The sequence below is a fragment of the Streptomyces sp. NPDC127114 genome (assembly GCF_042677525.1).
Taxonomy (GTDB): Bacteria; Actinomycetota; Actinomycetes; order Streptomycetales; family Streptomycetaceae; genus Streptomyces.
Map to the genome: position 1 here is coordinate 141,613 of NZ_JBHXTJ010000012.1, position 15,483 is coordinate 157,095.

14 protein-coding genes and 1 riboswitch are annotated in these 15,483 nt (G+C 72.2%); of the genes, 10 read left to right on the top strand and 4 right to left on the bottom strand.

Going from position 1 to position 15,483, the window contains the following annotated elements:
- Positions 1-100: 100 nt before the first annotated feature.
- Complete coding sequence (locus ACFVGS_RS15475) at positions 101-583, bottom strand: M23 family metallopeptidase (protein ID WP_385692704.1); 483 nt, start codon at positions 581-583, stop codon at positions 101-103.
- 254 nt (positions 584-837) lie between these two features.
- Here ACFVGS_RS15475 and rpsB point away from each other — a divergent pair, with 254 nt between their 5' ends.
- From rpsB to ACFVGS_RS15525, 10 genes are all read left to right on the top strand, one after another.
- Entirely contained in the window at positions 838-1,707 is an 870-nt protein-coding gene (rpsB, locus tag ACFVGS_RS15480; RefSeq protein ID WP_384421839.1) for a 30S ribosomal protein S2, read from the top strand.
- A gap of 111 nt (positions 1,708-1,818) precedes the next feature.
- Positions 1,819-2,655, top strand: a complete 837-nt coding sequence (gene tsf, locus ACFVGS_RS15485; protein ID WP_384421841.1) for a translation elongation factor Ts — start codon at positions 1,819-1,821, stop codon at positions 2,653-2,655.
- Between the two features lie 157 nt (positions 2,656-2,812).
- Positions 2,813-3,577, top strand: a complete 765-nt coding sequence (gene pyrH, locus ACFVGS_RS15490; RefSeq protein ID WP_356699840.1) for a UMP kinase — start codon at positions 2,813-2,815, stop codon at positions 3,575-3,577.
- Positions 3,578-3,707: 130 nt separating this feature from the next.
- Positions 3,708-4,265 (top strand): ribosome recycling factor, encoded by a 558-nt coding sequence (gene frr / locus ACFVGS_RS15495; RefSeq protein WP_384421845.1) that lies wholly within the window; start codon positions 3,708-3,710, stop codon positions 4,263-4,265.
- Entirely contained in the window at positions 4,265-5,389 is a 1,125-nt protein-coding gene (locus ACFVGS_RS15500; protein ID WP_384421847.1) for a phosphatidate cytidylyltransferase, read from the top strand. The genes frr and ACFVGS_RS15500 overlap by 1 nt, the downstream gene beginning before the upstream one ends.
- A 123-nt stretch (positions 5,390-5,512) precedes the next feature.
- Positions 5,513-7,129, top strand: a complete 1,617-nt coding sequence (locus ACFVGS_RS15505) for an MFS transporter (RefSeq protein WP_385692705.1) — start codon at positions 5,513-5,515, stop codon at positions 7,127-7,129.
- Between the two features lie 57 nt (positions 7,130-7,186).
- Positions 7,187-8,293 (top strand): 23S rRNA (adenine(2503)-C(2))-methyltransferase RlmN, encoded by a 1,107-nt coding sequence (rlmN, locus tag ACFVGS_RS15510; RefSeq protein WP_384421851.1) that lies wholly within the window; start codon positions 7,187-7,189, stop codon positions 8,291-8,293.
- A 29-nt stretch (positions 8,294-8,322) separates the two neighbouring features.
- Positions 8,323-8,453: riboswitch (TPP riboswitch) on the top strand.
- 83 nt (positions 8,454-8,536) lie between these two features.
- The gene (locus ACFVGS_RS15515; protein WP_384421853.1) at positions 8,537-9,634 is read left to right on the top strand and encodes a thiamine ABC transporter substrate binding subunit; all 1,098 of its coding nucleotides are present in this window, start codon (positions 8,537-8,539) and stop codon (positions 9,632-9,634) included.
- A 41-nt stretch (positions 9,635-9,675) separates the two neighbouring features.
- Positions 9,676-11,289: an ABC transporter permease gene (locus ACFVGS_RS15520; protein WP_385692725.1), complete on the top strand. Its 1,614-nt coding sequence runs from the start codon at positions 9,676-9,678 to the stop codon at positions 11,287-11,289.
- The gene (locus ACFVGS_RS15525) at positions 11,289-12,311 is read left to right on the top strand and encodes an ABC transporter ATP-binding protein (RefSeq protein WP_385692706.1); all 1,023 of its coding nucleotides are present in this window, start codon (positions 11,289-11,291) and stop codon (positions 12,309-12,311) included. The genes ACFVGS_RS15520 and ACFVGS_RS15525 overlap by 1 nt, the downstream gene beginning before the upstream one ends.
- Positions 12,312-12,362: 51 nt before the next feature.
- On the opposite strand, the gene ACFVGS_RS15530 is transcribed toward ACFVGS_RS15525, so the two are convergent.
- The 3 genes from ACFVGS_RS15530 to ACFVGS_RS15540 form a co-directional block, all read right to left on the bottom strand.
- Positions 12,363-13,352: a hypothetical protein gene (locus tag ACFVGS_RS15530; RefSeq protein WP_385692707.1), complete on the bottom strand. Its 990-nt coding sequence runs from the start codon at positions 13,350-13,352 to the stop codon at positions 12,363-12,365.
- Between the two features lie 128 nt (positions 13,353-13,480).
- Positions 13,481-14,563: a hypothetical protein gene (locus ACFVGS_RS15535; protein ID WP_385692708.1), complete on the bottom strand. Its 1,083-nt coding sequence runs from the start codon at positions 14,561-14,563 to the stop codon at positions 13,481-13,483.
- The gene (locus ACFVGS_RS15540) at positions 14,545-15,273 is read right to left on the bottom strand and encodes an ABC transporter ATP-binding protein (RefSeq protein WP_384421862.1); all 729 of its coding nucleotides are present in this window, start codon (positions 15,271-15,273) and stop codon (positions 14,545-14,547) included. Before ACFVGS_RS15540 ends, ACFVGS_RS15535 begins: the two co-directional genes overlap by 19 nt.
- Between the last annotated feature and the right edge of the window lie 210 nt (positions 15,274-15,483).

A 15,483-nucleotide genomic window follows, 5' to 3' on the forward strand; every position in this document is an offset into this window, starting at 1 on the left:
CGCCTTCGCCCCCGCCGGCTCGGCTTCCCTCGACCTTTGGGGGCCTCCCCCCCCGCCCCCGCCCCCGCCCCCGCCTCCACGCCCCCAGGCCCGCTCCGCTCTACCCAAGTGGTTGCCCCCAGACCGGCAGCAGTCTCGGGGTTCGTCCGCCGATCAGGGTCAGCGGGTTCAGATAGGTGTCGCCGCGCAGCAGGCCCCAGTGGAGGCAGCTGCGCGGGCAGTGGTCGCCCTGGTCCGCGACGTGTGCGATGACGTCGCCCGCGTGGACGGCCGTGCCCGGGCGGACGAGGGGGGCCACCGGGCCGTAGGTGGTGCGCAGGGGCGGTGTGCCGGTGTCCGGGAGGGTGAGGGTGAGGACGCCGTGGCCGGCGACGGGGCCCGCGAAGGTGATCGTGCCGGCGGCGGGGGCGCGGACCGGGGTGCCCGGTGGGGCGGCGAGGTCGATGCCGCGGTGGCCCGCGGCGTAGGGGCCGGGGGGTGGCTCCCAGCCGCGCAGCAGTTCGGGGCGGGGCGGGCCCACCGGCCAGATCGCGGTGACCAGGGTGAGCAGCAGTGTCGCGGCGGGCGCGAGGTGAAGGTTCATGGGTGCAGGTTGCCCGGGCGGCTGGGGTCGTGACGGGCATCACCGGAATCTGTGGACAACTGCCGGGTTGTGGACAGTGCCGTCACCCGGTGCCGTCGGGGTCCCGTACACTTTCCATGGCGACCCGGGTCACCGGGTCGACTTCGCACGCCCCGCCACCGGTCTCTCCGGCGGGTGGCAGCGCCGATCGGTCCCTTGTGGCACGGCGCGTTGGGGCGTCAGGACACAACCGATCAACTCAAGGAGATACGGCCATGGCCGTCGTCACGATGCGGGAGCTGCTGGAGAGCGGCGTCCACTTCGGTCACCAGACCCGTCGCTGGAACCCGAAGATGAAGCGCTTCATCTTCACCGAGCGCAACGGCATCTACATCATCGACCTGCTCCAGTCGCTGTCGTACATCGACCGCGCCTACGAGTTCGTCAAGGAGACCGTCGCCCACGGCGGCTCCATCATGTTCGTCGGTACGAAGAAGCAGGCGCAGGAGGCCATCGCCGAGCAGGCGACCCGCGTCGGCATGCCGTACGTCAACCAGCGCTGGCTGGGCGGCATGCTCACCAACTTCTCGACCGTCTACAAGCGTCTGCAGCGCCTCAAGGAGCTCGAGCAGATCGACTTCGAGGACGTGGCCGCCTCCGGCCTCACCAAGAAGGAGCTCCTGGTCCTCTCCCGCGAGAAGGCCAAGCTGGAGAAGACCCTCGGTGGTATCCGCGAGATGCAGAAGGTGCCGAGCGCCGTCTGGATCGTCGACACCAAGAAGGAGCACATCGCCGTCGGTGAGGCGCGCAAGCTCCACATCCCGGTCGTCGCGATCCTCGACACCAACTGCGACCCCGACGAGGTCGACTACAAGATCCCGGGCAACGACGACGCGATCCGCTCCGTCACCCTGCTCACCCGCGTGATCGCCGACGCCGTCGCCGAGGGCCTCATCGCCCGTTCCGGCGCCGCGACCGGCGACCAGAAGCCGGGCGAGAAGGCCGCGGGCGAGCCGCTCGCCGAGTGGGAGCGCGACCTGCTCGAGGGTGAGAAGAAGGCTGACGAGGCCCCGGCCGCCGCCGAGGCCCCGGCCGCTGAGGCCCCGGCTGCCGAGGCGCCGGCCGCCGACGCCGAGCAGGCCTGACCCTTCCGGTCCCTCAGGACCTTCGGGTGACGACGGCGGGGGCCCACGAAGCCTCCGCCGTCCACCCGTGGACCCGCCCGATCTTTCAGACTTCGAGAGAGAAACAGACTCATGGCGAACTACACCGCCGCTGACGTCAAGAAGCTCCGCGAGCTCACCGGCGCCGGCATGATGGACTGCAAGAAGGCCCTGGACGAGGCCGACGGCGACGTCGACAAGGCCGTCGAGGCCCTGCGCATCAAGGGCCAGAAGGGTGTCGCCAAGCGCGAGGGCCGCTCCGCCGAGAACGGCGCCGTGGTCTCCCTCATCGCCGACGACAACACCTCCGGTGTCCTGGTCGAGCTGAAGTGCGAGACGGACTTCGTCGCCAAGGGTGACAAGTTCCTCGCCGTCGCCAACAAGCTGGCCGAGCACGTCGCCGCCACCACCCCGGCGGACATCGACGCGCTGCTCGCCTCCGAGATCGAGGCCGGCAAGACCGTCCAGGCGTTCGTCGACGAGGCCAACGCCAACCTCGGCGAGAAGATCGTCCTCGACCGCTTCGCGCAGTACGCCGACGGCTTCGTCTTCGCGTACATGCACCGCACCATGCCGGACCTGCCGCCGCAGATCGGTGTCCTCGTCGAGCTCGACAAGGAGAACGCCGAGGTCGCCAAGGGTGTCGCGCAGCACATCGCCGCGTTCGCCCCGAAGTACCTGGACAAGGACGACGTCCCGGCCGACGTCGTCGAGTCCGAGCGCCGCATCGCCGAGGAGACCACCCGCGCCGAGGGCAAGCCCGAGGCCGCGATCGCGAAGATCGTCGAGGGTCGCGTCAACGGCTTCTTCAAGGACGCCACGCTGCTCGGTCAGCCGTACGCCCTTGACAACAAGAAGACCGTCAAGCAGATCCTGGACGAGGCCGGCGTCACCCTGAAGCGCTTCACCCGCATCAAGGTCGGCATCTGAGTCCGTACGCAACGGACACCGGACCCCGGTAGGGTCTGAAGCAGCCGCTCGCGTGCGCGCGGGACGGCCGCAGATCTGACGAGGAGGCCATTGCCGTACGGGACACCGCAAGGACCCCAGGCAATGGCCTTCTTCGTATGTGCACGAGGAGATCCCCATGAATCAGGGCGCCGCACAGGGCGACGACAACAACGGCAAAAAGGCCGGCCGCTTCATGCTGAAGCTGTCCGGTGAGGCTTTCTCCGGAGGCACCGGCCTCGGAGTCGACCCGGATGTCGTGCACGCCATCGCGCGCGAGATCGCCGCCGTCGTCCGCGACGGCGCCCAGATCGCGATCGTGATCGGCGGCGGCAACTTCTTCCGTGGCGCCGAGCTCCAGCAGCGCGGCATGGACCGGGCCCGCTCCGACTACATGGGCATGCTCGGCACCGTGATGAACTGCCTCGCCCTCCAGGACTTCCTGGAGAAGGAGGGCATCGACTCGCGCGTCCAGACCGCCATCACCATGGGCCAGGTCGCCGAGCCGTACATTCCGCTGCGGGCCGTGCGCCACCTGGAGAAGGGCCGCGTGGTCATCTTCGGCGCCGGTATGGGCATGCCGTACTTCTCCACGGACACGACCGCTGCCCAGCGTGCCCTGGAGATCGACGCCGAGGCCCTGCTCATGGGCAAGAACGGTGTCGACGGCGTGTACGACTCCGACCCGAAGACCAACCCGGACGCGGTCAAGTTCGACGCGCTGGAGTACGGCGAGGTGCTGTCCCGCGATCTGAAGGTCGCCGACGCCACCGCCATCACCCTGTGCCGGGACAACACCCTTCCGATCCTCGTGTTCGAGCTGCTCGCCGAGGGCAATATCGCTCGCGCGGTGAAGGGTGAGAAGATCGGCACGCTCGTGAGCGACCAGGGCACCCGGGCCTGACCCGAACCGGGAACCGCCCCGCGAGGGGGCCGCACCCCGTCAGGGGGACGGTCCCCGCGAGGGGGATGGACAGAGCCCTGCCGGTCGTACACCGTGCAGGACACAACGCGACGACACGCAGGAGCTAGTGGTGATCGAAGAGACCCTCCTCGAGGCCGAGGAGAAGATGGAGAAGGCCGTCGTGGTCGCCAAGGAGGACTTCGCCGCGATCCGTACGGGCCGTGCGCACCCGGCGATGTTCAACAAGATCGTGGCGGACTACTACGGTGCCCTGACCCCCATCAACCAGCTGGCGTCGTTCTCCGTGCCGGAGCCGCGCATGGCCGTGGTGACGCCGTTCGACAAGAGCGCGCTGCGCAACATCGAGCAGGCCATCCGCGACTCGGACCTCGGCGTCAACCCGAGCAACGACGGCAACATCATCCGGGTGACGTTCCCGGAGCTGACGGAGGAGCGCCGCCGCGACTACATCAAGGTCGCCAAGGGCAAGGCCGAGGACTCCAAGATCTCGATCCGCTCGGTGCGCCGCAAGGCCAAGGAGACCATCGACAAGTTCGTCAAGGACGGCGAGGTCGGTGAGGACGAGGGCCGCCGCGCGGAGAAGGAGCTCGACGACCTCACCGCGAAGTACGTGGCGCAGGTGGACGAGCTGCTGAAGCACAAGGAAGCCGAGCTCCTCGAGGTCTGATGAACGACTCATCCTGGAGGTCCCCGGCCGGATCCGGCTTCGGGGGACCCGACCAGGGGCCTGCCCCGGCGGGTCCCGCCTACGACGGGCGGCAGGCGGCGCAGACTCGGCCCATGCCCATCGTGTCCGACGTTCCCGCCGGCGACAACCAGGACGATCACGACCGGGGGGCCGCTCTGCCGAGCGGTCCCCTGTTCCGTGACGAGACGCCGCACGAGCACCCGCCGCACGAGCCCCCGCAGGAGCCCATGTCCAGCCCCTCCCAGCCGCCGCACGCTCCTTCGCCCCGGCAGCAGCCGCGGCAGAAGAAGAGCGCGGGCCGTGACCTGGGTGCGGCGATAGGGGTCGGCGTGGGGCTCGGCGCGGTCATCATCGCGTCGCTGTTCATCTGGAAGCCGGCGTTCGTCGGGGTGATAGCGGTCGCCGTGGTGGTCGGCCTGTGGGAGCTGACCTCGCGTCTCCAGGAGCGCAAGGGCATCAAGGCGCCGCTGGTGCCGCTCGCGGTCGGCGGCGCGGCGATGGTCGTCGCCGGGTACGTGCGGGGTGCGGAGGGCGCGTGGGTGGCGATGGCGCTCACGGCGCTGGCCGTCCTCGTGTGGCGGATGACGGAGCCGCCCGAGGGCTATCTGAAGGACGTCACGGCGGGTGTGTTCGCCGCGTTCTACGTGCCGTTCCTGGCGACGTTCGTGGCGCTGCTGCTGACCGCGGACGACGGTCCGCAGCGGGTGCTGACGTTCCTGCTGCTGACGGTGGTCAGCGACACGGGCGCGTACGCGGTCGGCTGGCGGTTCGGCAAGCACAAGCTGGCGCCGCGGATCAGTCCCGGGAAGACGCGGGAGGGTCTGCTGGGGGCGGTCGCGTTCGCGATGGCGGCGGGCGCGCTGTGCATGCAGTTCATGATCGACGACGGCACGTGGTGGCAGGGTCTGCTGCTCGGTCTCGCGGTCGCGGCGAGTGCGACGCTGGGCGATCTGGGCGAGTCGATGATCAAGCGTGATCTCGGCATCAAGGACATGGGCACGCTGCTGCCGGGGCACGGCGGGATCATGGACCGCCTGGACTCGCTGCTGCCGACGGCGCCGGTGGTGTGGCTGCTGATGGTGGTCTTCGTCGGCAGCGGCTGACCGGCCCGGCCGGGCAGGGCCCGTCGTCCCCCTGGGGCGGCGGGCCCTTCGGCGTAGGCCAAGCGGGGGACGTCGGCGGCGGGGCCGTCGCCCCGGCGGGTCCGCGAGGGCAGGCATCGGACCATGACAGCGAAGGCAGATCCGGACCCGAAGCCGGCCCGGGCCGGTGGCGTCCTGCTGACCCTGGCGGCCGGGCAGTTCCTGATGGCGCTCGACAGCTCCGTCATGAACGTGTCCATCGCGACGGTCGCCGAGGACGTGGGCACCACGGTCACCGGGATCCAGGGCGCGATCACCGCGTACACGCTGGTGATGGCGATGCTGATGATTCCCGGCGGCACGGTCGGGGCGCTGATCGGCCGCAAGCGCGCCTTCATGATCGGCTGTCTCGTGTACGGCTGCGGATCGCTCACCACGGCCCTCGCGCCGAACCTGACCGTCCTGCTGATCGGCTGGTCGTTCCTGGAGGGTGTCGGCGCGGCGCTCATCATGCCCGCGATCGTGGCCCTGGTGGCCGGGAACTTCCCGACGGAGCGGCGCCCGGCCGCGTACGGCGTGGTGGCGGCCGCCGGAGCCGTCGCCATCGCGCTCGGGCCGCTGATCGGCGGTCTCGCCACGACCTACTTCTCCTGGCGCTGGGTCTTCGCCGGCGAGGTGCTGCTCGTCCTCGTCATCCTCGTTTTTGCCCGCCGCATCGCCGACGCGCCGGTCACCGAGCCGCCGCGGCTCGACCTGTTCGGCGCGTTCCTGTCCGCCGCCGGTCTGGGGGCCTTCGTCTACGGCGTGCTGCGGGCCGGCGCGTGGGGCTGGGTGCGGCCCAAGCCCGACGCGCCCGCCTGGCTCGGTGTCTCCCCGACCGTGTGGCTGGTGCTCGCCGGTCTGCTGCTGCTCTGGTTCTTCCTGCGCTGGGAGGCCCGGCTCGCCCGCGGCGGCGGGGACCCGCTGGTGGACCCGGCGATGCTGCGGAACCGGCAGCTGACCGGCGGACTGACCATGTTCTTCTTCCAGTACCTGGTGCAGATGGGCGTGTTCTTCCTCGTCCCGCTGTACCTCTCCGTGGCCCTCGGTCTGTCGGCGCTGTCGACCGGTGCCCACATCCTGCCGCTGTCGGTGACCCTGCTCGCGGCCGCGCTGCTGATCCCGCGCTTCTTCCCCGACGTCTCCCCGCGCCGGGTGGTGCGGCTCGGCGTGTTCGCCCTGCTCGCGGGGGCGGTCGTCCTGATGGCCGCCCTGGACGCGGACGCGGGGGCGGAGGTCGTCACCCTGCCGCTGCTGCTCATCGGGCTCGGCATGGGCGCGCTGGCGTCCCAGCTGGGGGCGGTCACCGTCTCCGCCGTCCCCGACGAGGAGAGCGCCCGGGTCGGCGGTCTGCAGAACTCCGTCACCAATCTCGGCGCCTCCATCGGTACGGCGCTCGCCGGGTCGATCATGATCGCCGTGCTCACCTCGTCGTTCCTGACGAGCGTCGACCAGAACCCGGCGATCCCCGCCGAGGTGAAGAGCCGGGCCTCCGTGGAGCTCCAGAGCGGCATCCCGTTCCTGTCGGACGCCCAGCTCTCGGACGCCCTGGACGAGGCGGGCGTCGACCCCGCGGTCGCGGACGCCGCCCTCGACGCGAACGCCGCCGCCCGTCTCGACGGCCTGCGCGCGGCCCTCGCGATCCTCGCCGGCGCGTCCGTCGTCGCGCTGTTCTTCACCTCCCGGATCCCGGGGACGCAGCCCGGCCGGGCACGGCCGTGACGGCCGGCCGCCTTCGGCTCTTGGACACCGGCCGCGGTCTGCGACACTGGTAGGACCATGCCCAAGCCCGGAGAACTCACTTTCGTCGCCCCGCGCGGAGCCAAGCAGCCCCCGCGGCACCTCGCCGACCTCACGCCCGCTGAGCGCAAGGAGGCGGTCGCCGCGATCGGCGAGAAGCCGTTTCGCGCCAAGCAGCTGTCCACGCACTACTTCGCGCGGTACGCGCACGACCCGGCGGAGTGGACCGACATCCCCGCCGCGGCGCGCGAGAAGCTCGCGGGGGAGCTGCTGCCCGATCTGATGTCGGTGGTGCGGCACGTCTCGTGCGACGACGACACCACCCGTAAGACGCTGTGGCGGCTGCACGACGGCACGCTCGTGGAGTCGGTGCTCATGCGCTACCCGGACCGGGTGACCATGTGCATCTCCTCGCAGGCCGGCTGCGGCATGAACTGCCCGTTCTGCGCGACCGGCCAGGCCGGGCTCGACCGGAACCTGTCGACCGCCGAGATCGTGCACCAGATCGTCGACGGCATGCGCGCGCTGCGTGACGGCGAGGTGCCCGGTGGTCCGGCGCGGCTGAGCAACATCGTCTTCATGGGGATGGGCGAGCCGCTCGCGAACTACAAGCGGGTGGTCGGGGCGATCCGGCGGCTGACCGACCCCGAGCCGGACGGTCTCGGCCTGTCGCAGCGCGGCATCACGGTGTCCACCGTCGGCCTGGTGCCGGCGATGCTGCGGTTCGCGGACGAGGGCTTCAAGTGCCGGCTCGCGGTGTCGCTGCACGCGCCGGACGACGAGCTGCGCGACACCCTCGTGCCCGTGAACACCCGCTGGAAGGTCCGGGAGGTCCTCGACGCGGCCTGGGAGTACGCGGAGAAGTCCGGACGCCGGATCTCCATCGAGTACGCCCTGATCCGCGACATCAACGACCAGGCCTGGCGCGGCGACCTGCTGGGCCGGCTGCTCAAGGGCAAGCGGGTGCACGTGAACCTGATCCCGCTGAACCCGACGCCCGGCTCCAAGTGGACCGCGTCCCGCCCCGAGGACGAGAAGGCGTTCATCGAGGCCATCGCCGCCCACGGCGTGCCCGTCACCGTCCGTGACACCCGCGGACAGGAGATCGACGGTGCCTGTGGACAGCTGGCCGCCGCCGAACGCTGACCTTGTACTCTGAGCTCGAACACATCTGCATATTCCGACAGGGGAGCGCCACAGCGCTGAGAGTGCGGTGACCTGCCTGGCCAGAGCCAGGCACAGCGACCGCAGACCCTCTGAACCTCGCCCAGGTCATTCTGGGTAGGAAGTTCGGTCGTAACTCGAGCTGTTGCGCCCTGCCCGCGCCCGGTGTTCCCCGGCGCGGGCAGGGCCGCGTCTCCTTCTGGTCACACCCAGGAGGACATTCACGTGAACACCAGGAAGGCGGCCGCCGCCGCGCTCGCCGCGGCGCTCGGCATCGGCACCCTCGCCGCCTGCGGCACCGACGACGTCAGGGACGCGGCCGGGAAGACGGACACGCCCGCGCCGAAGACCGTCACCCTCGTCAGCCACGACTCGTTCAACGCCTCCAAGGAGGTGCTCGCCGAGTTCACCAGGCAGACCGGTCTCACGGTCAAGGTGCTCAAGAGCGGCGACGCCGGCGAGGCGGTCAACAAGGAGATCCTGACCAAGGGCTCCCCGCAGGGCGACGTGTTCTTCGGCGTCGACAACACCCTGCTGTCCCGCGCCCTCGACAACGGCATCTTCGTCCCGTACGAGGCGAAGGGCCTGGACCGGATCCCGGCCGCGCTGCAGCTCGACAAGGAGCAGCACCGGGTCACGCCGATCGACTCCGGCGACATCTGCGTCAACTACGACAAGCAGTACTTCGCCGACAGGAAGCTGGCCCCGCCGCAGACCTTCGACGACCTGGCGAAGCCGGCGTACAAGGACCTCCTCGTCGTCGAGAACCCCGAGCGGTCCTCCCCGGGCCTCGGCTTCCTCCTCGGCACCGCCGCGAAGTACGGCGACACCGGGTGGCAGGACTACTGGAAGAAGCTCAAGGCCAACGGTGTGAAGACCGTCGACAGCTGGGAGCTGGCCTACAACCAGGAGTTCTCCGGCTCCGCCGGCGGCAGGAAGGCCAAGGGCGACCGTCCGCTCGTCGTCTCCTACGCCTCCTCCCCGCCGGTCGAGGTGCTGTACGCCGACCCGCAGCCCACGGTGGCGCCGACCGGTGTGTCCACCGGCACCTGCTTCCGGCAGACGGAGTTCGCGGGCCTGCTGAACGGGGCGAAGAACCCCGAGGGCGGCAAGAAGCTGATCGACTTCCTGATCTCCAAGAAGTTCCAGGACGACATGCCGCTCCAGATGTTCGTCAACCCCGTCACGAACGACGCGACGCTCCCGGAGCTGTTCACCAAGCACGGCGTGGTGATCGAGCAGCCCTACGCGATGGAGCCGAAGAAGATCGCCGACAACCGTGACCAGTGGATCCAGCAGTGGACCTCGCTCGTCCTGAAGTAGTCGTCCCGGACCGGCGGGGAAGCGCGGCGCGGCTGGGCCTGATGGCCCTGCCCGTCGTCTTCTTCGCCGTGTTCTTCGCCTGGCCCGTGGTCTCGATCGTCGAGCGCGGGCTCAGGCCGGACGGCCACTGGGAGCTCGGCCGGTTCGGCGAGACGCTGACCCGGCCGGAGATCCTGGACGTCCTGTGGTTCACGCTGTGGCAGGCGCTCGCCTCCACGGCCCTCACGCTGCTGGTGGCGCTGCCCGGCGCTTACGTCTTCGCCCGCTTCGACTTCCCCGGCAAGCGGATCCTGCGGGCCGTGGTCACCGTGCCGTTCGTGCTGCCCACCGTCATGGTCGGCACCGCCTTCCTCGCGCTCGTCGGCCGCCGGGGCCTCCTCGACGACTGGTGGGGGGTACGGCTCGACACCACCGTGTGGGCGATCCTCCTCGCCCATGTCTTCTTCAACTACGCGGTCGTCGTCCGCACCGTCGGCGGCCTGTGGTCACAGCTCGACCCGCGCCAGGAAGAGGCCGCCCGGGTCCTCGGCGCCTCCCGCCTGCGCGCCTGGCGCACGGTGACGCTGCCCGCGGTCGCCCCGTCGGTCGCCGCCGCCGCGCTCATGGTGTTCCTGTTCACCGCGAGCTCCTTCGGCATCGTGCAGATCCTCGGCGGCCCCGCGTACTCCACCCTGGAGACCGAGATCTACCGGCAGACCGCCGACCGGCTCCAGCTGTCCACGGCGGCCGTCCTCACGATGGTGCAGTTCGTCGCCGTCGCCGTGATCCTCGCCGTGCACGCCCGGACCGTGCGCCGCCGGGAGACCGCGCTGAAGCTGGTCCCCGCCGAGCGCACCGCCCGCCGGCCGCACGGCGCCGGCCAGTGGGCGCTGTTCGGCGGCGTCCTGCTGTCGATCGCGCTGCTGGTCCTCGCCCCGCTCGGCGTCCTCGTCGAGCGCTCGTTCGCCACTCCGGCAGGCTACGGCCTCGACTACTACCGGGCGCTGCAGCACGTCGACGACAACGGCACCTTCCTCGTGCCGATGACCGACACCATCGTCAACTCGCTGCAGTACGCGCTGGCCGCGACCGGCATCGCCGTCGTCATCGGCGGCCTCGCGGCGGCGGCCCTCACCCGGCGTGCGGGGCGGCTGGTCCGCGGCTTCGACGCGCTGCTGATGCTGCCGCTCGGGGTGTCCGCCGTCACCGTCGGCTTCGGCTTCCTCATCACCCTCGACGAGCCGCCGCTCGACCTGCGGGCCGCGTGGATCCTCGTCCCGCTCGCCCAGGCCCTGGTCGGCGTGCCGTTCGTGGTCCGCACCATGCTGCCCGTGCTGCGCGCGGTCGACGAACGCCTCCGCGAAGCCGCCGCCGTGCTCGGCGCCTCGCCGTGGCGGGCCTGGCGCGAGGTCGACCTGCCGCTGGTGCGGCGCGCCCTGCTCATCGCCGCCGGATTCGCCTTCGCCGTCTCCCTCGGCGAGTTCGGGGCGACCGTGTTCATCGCCCGCCCCGACAACCCGACCCTGCCGGTCGCCGTCGCCCGGCTCCTCGGGCGGCCGGGCGAGCTCAACTACGGCCAGGCCATGGCCCTTTCGACGATTCTCATGGTGGTGTGCGCGGTGTCCCTGCTGCTCCTGGAACGGCTCCGCACCGACCGGACCTCGGGAGAGTTCTGATGCTGACGCTGACCGGCGCGACCGTACGCTTCGGGGCCCGCGCCGTCCTCGACGCGATGGACCTGGAGGTCGCCGACCACGAGATCGTGTGCGTGCTCGGGCCCAGCGGCAGCGGCAAGTCGACACTGCTGCGGGCGGTCGCCGGGCTGCAGGCGCTCGACGGCGGACGGGTGCTGCTCGGCGGCGTCGACCAGAGCGGTGTGCCCGTGCACCGCCGCGGGGTCGGCCTGATGTTCCAGGACCACCAGCTCTTCCCGCAGCGGGACGTCGCCGGGAACGTCGCCTTCGGGCTGCGCATGCACGGCGTGGCCAAGGCCGAACGGGCCGCCCGGGTCGAGGAGCTGCTCGACCTCGTGGGCCTGCCCGGTGCCGGGCGGCGGGCCGTGTCCGCGCTGTCCGGCGGCGAGCAGCAGCGCGTCGCGCTCGCGCGGGCCCTCGCGCCCCGCCCCCGCCTTCTCATGCTCGACGAGCCGCTCGGCCAGCTCGACCGCGGTCTGCGGGAACGGCTCGTCGGCGAACTCCGGAGACTGTTCCGGCAGTTGGGCACCACGGTGCTGGCCGTCACGCACGACCAGGGCGAGGCCTTCGCGCTCGCCGACCGGGTCGTCGTCATGAACGAGGGGCGGATCGCCCAGTCGGGAACGCCCCTCGACGTGTGGCGGTCCCCGGCCTCCGCGTTCGTCGCCCGGTTCCTCGGCTTCGACAACGTCGTCCCGGCCACCGTCACCGGCACGGCCGCCGACACCGTCTGGGGCAAGATCCCCGTCCCCGACGGCTCCCCGCAGGGAGAACGGCTCCTCCTCGTCCGCCCGGCCGGCGTCCGCCTCACCGCCTCCGGCGACGGCCTCGCCTGCCACGTCGCCTCCCGCACCTTCCGCGGCGACCACGTCGCCGTGACCCTCCGCCCGGCCGAGGGTCCCCCGCTGGAGGCCGAGTTCGCCCTGCGGGACGCACCGGACGCGGGCACGGACGTGGACGTGGAGTTCCGGGCCGAGGACGTCGTCGTCCTGGACAGCCCCTAGGTTCCGTCCGGCGGACCAGGGCCGGACAGAACCCACGGGGTGTCTCGCCGATCATGCCGGGCTTGCAATCCCCTGGGCACTGCCGGGCGGCCGGCAGTGGACGCAGGTGCTCCGGGTGCTCCGCTGGTAGCCGAGGGTCGCCCGGCCGAGGGCCAGGCCGAAGAGGGAGAAGCCGCCGTAGGCGACGACCACCACCCACGGCGCGTGGTCGGTCAGGCCCGACTCGACGACTCCCGCCCCGGCGAGGAGGCCGAGCACCGCCAGGAACAGCCCGAACGGGGCCAGCGCCGCCGCCCCGGCCCAGCCGAGAGCGAGCAGCGGCGGCCGGGGGAGCCGCCGGCCCCACGGCCGGGTCAGGGCCAGTGCCAGACCCATGCCGAGCACCGCCAGGACGGCGGTGACGTCGACCCCGTGGTCGTACAGCCACAGCCCCAGGTCGCTCGTGTACTCCGGATCGGCGCCGGGCCGGCCGGTCCCGGTGTAGCCGAAGGTGAGGCCCAGGGCCCAGGCCGTCTTCAGCGCCGTGTAGGGGACGAGCGCGGCGACGGCCACCAGTCCGGCGCGGCCGGCGTCGGTGGCCACGGCCGGGGCGCGTCCGCCGCAGTGCGGACAGCTGCCGAGCCGCCGGCGCCGGTGGGCCAGGGCCGCGCCCGCCCACAGCACCGCCCCGAGCACCGCGCACGCCTGGTTGGCGAGCGCCGCCCAGTCGGTCGGCGGCTGGTTGCGCGACAGGAAGAACAGCAGGTGCAGAGGGCTGAGGAGGAAGACGAAGCCCGAGGTCACACAGAGCCCGACGACGGCCCAGGCCGCCGTCGCAAGCCATCGGCCGTGCGGCCGCCGGAGCATCGCGTACGCGAGGACCGCGGCGGCTCCGTACAGCGCGGCCGTGGCCGCCTCGAAGCCCGTACCGGTCCCCTTGCCGAGCAGCGCGTAGCCGAACGCCGGGCCGGTGGCGGCGGCGAGGGCCGCGCCCGACGCGTACGCCAGGGACCAGAGCAGGGCGGCCGGGCCCGACCGGGCGGGCCAGTTCTTCGTGGTCATGGCACGAGCCTGGCGGGCGGCGGTTGTCCCGGCGTCGGCCCACGGTCGTCACCGTCTCCGTCGCGCGGGGGAGGGCCACTCCACCGGCCGCGCAGCCGGGGGCCCAGGGGGTCCGGTCGTGGACCGCGTCAGCCGCGCAGCGGGACCGCCGCCAGGGCGCCCACCGCCCAGGTGAGCGGGACGAACACGGCGAGCAGGACGCCGGCCCGCAGCAGGGCCGTGGTGCGCAGCACCGTGGGAGGCGCGCCGAGGCGGAGCAGGGCCTCGGTGGTGTGGGTGCGGGCCTGCTTGGACTCCAGGGCCGCCGAGAGCAGGGTCGCGGTGGTGCAGGCGACGACGAGGGTGGTGCCCAGCCAGGTCAGCGGGCCGAGGGAGCCGCCGTTGACCGCGTATCCGGCGACCGCCCCGGAGCCCACGGCGCAGACCACGCCGAGCGGCCGGCCGATGCGGCGGGACTCGTCCATCAGGACGCGGCCGGCGAGGAGCCGGACCGCGCCGGGGCGGACGGTCTGGAGCAGCCGGCCGCACCCGTGGGTGAGGCCGGGGCCCATCATCGCGAGGCCGACGGCGGTGAGGACCCAGCCCGCGAGGACGCCGCCGCCGTCGCCACGGGCCGCGTACGTCTCGACGGCGAGGCCCACGGCGAGCAGCGCCACGCCCCAGGGCAGTCCCGCGGTGGGCGAGGGCTCGGTGGTGGCGGGCTTGCGCGGGCGCAGGGCGAGGCCGGCGGCGGTGGCGGCGGTGACAGGCACGATCGCGAGGAGGGTGAGCGCCGCGGCGAGGGGGACCGGCCGGTCGGCGGCGAGCAGCTCGGCGGCGGCGCCGTCGAAGGGCAGGCCGGTGATGTCGCCGCGCAGGTGGAGGTAGACCAGCAGGGCGACGGAGGAGCCGAGGGTGCAGGCGACGGCCGTGGAGGTCGCGGCGATGGCGGTGAGCCGCCCCGGGCCGAGGCCGATCGCGGACAGGCCGGGGCGCGGCCTGGTGCTGGGGTCGGTGCGGGCCACGGCCACCGCGAACTGCACCGTCGCGGCGAGCGGCAGCACGCACCACAGCAGGCGCAGCACGGCGTCGGAGGAGTTGCGCGGGTGGCCGACGGCGTAGCCGAGGGCGCACAGCAGCAGGAAGCCCACTCCGGCGGCGGCCGCGGCGACGAGGAGCCGGCGCAGCTGGACGACGGGGTGGGTGCCGCGGACTAGACGGAGAGCGAGCACGCGGTGACGCCCTCCGCCCCGTCGGCCGGCGTTACGGAGCCGACGCGGCGTCCGTCGAGCAGTGCCACCGTGCGGTCGGCGAGCGCGGCGACCTCGGGGTCGTGGGTCGCGAGCAGCACGGTGATGCGGTGCGAGCGGGCCGCGGCGGTCAGGGTGCGCAGCACCTGCGCGCCGTCGGCGCGGTGCAGCGTCGCGGTCGGCTCGTCGGCGAAGAGCACGGACGGCGTGGTGACGAGGGCGCGGGCGATGGCGATGCGCTGGCGCTGCGGGTGGGTGAGCGCCGCCGGGCGCTTGCGGGCGGCGGCGCCGATGTCGAGGCGCTCCAGCCACTCGGTGGCGGCGGTCCGGGCGGCGCGGTGGGACACCCCGCGCAGCAGGAGCGGCAGGGCGGTGTTCTCCCAGCCGTTGAGTTCGGGGACGAGTCCGGGTTCGGGGTCGATCCAGCCGAAGCGGTCGCGGCGCAGCCGCTCGCGCTGGGCGGTGTTCATGGTGTGCACGGGTGCGCTGTTGAACCAGACCTCGCCCTCCTGGGCGACGGTCTGCCCGGACAGGCAGCGCATCAGGGTGGTCTTGCCGCTGCCGCGGGGGCCGACGAGGGCGAGGATCTCGCCCTCGCGCACGCCGACGGAGACGCCGGTCAGCACGTCCGAGCCGCCGAGGGAGCAGCGCAGGGAACGTGCCCAGAGCACGTCGTTGTCCGGTGGGGCCATCCGTACACCTCGATGTCGAAGCCAGTCCGTGTGCGTTCCCCCGGACGGGGGAACGAATGGGCGGGCCGGTCGGTCACTGGGGTCTTCCCGGCACCGTAAGGATTTCCATCGGTTTGTACGGACAGCACGCGGCCCGGGCCGCCGCCATCCACTCGGATGGCGGCATGCCCGGGCCGGGGTCACGCCGTGAGGGCGGCGTGAGGTCCTAGG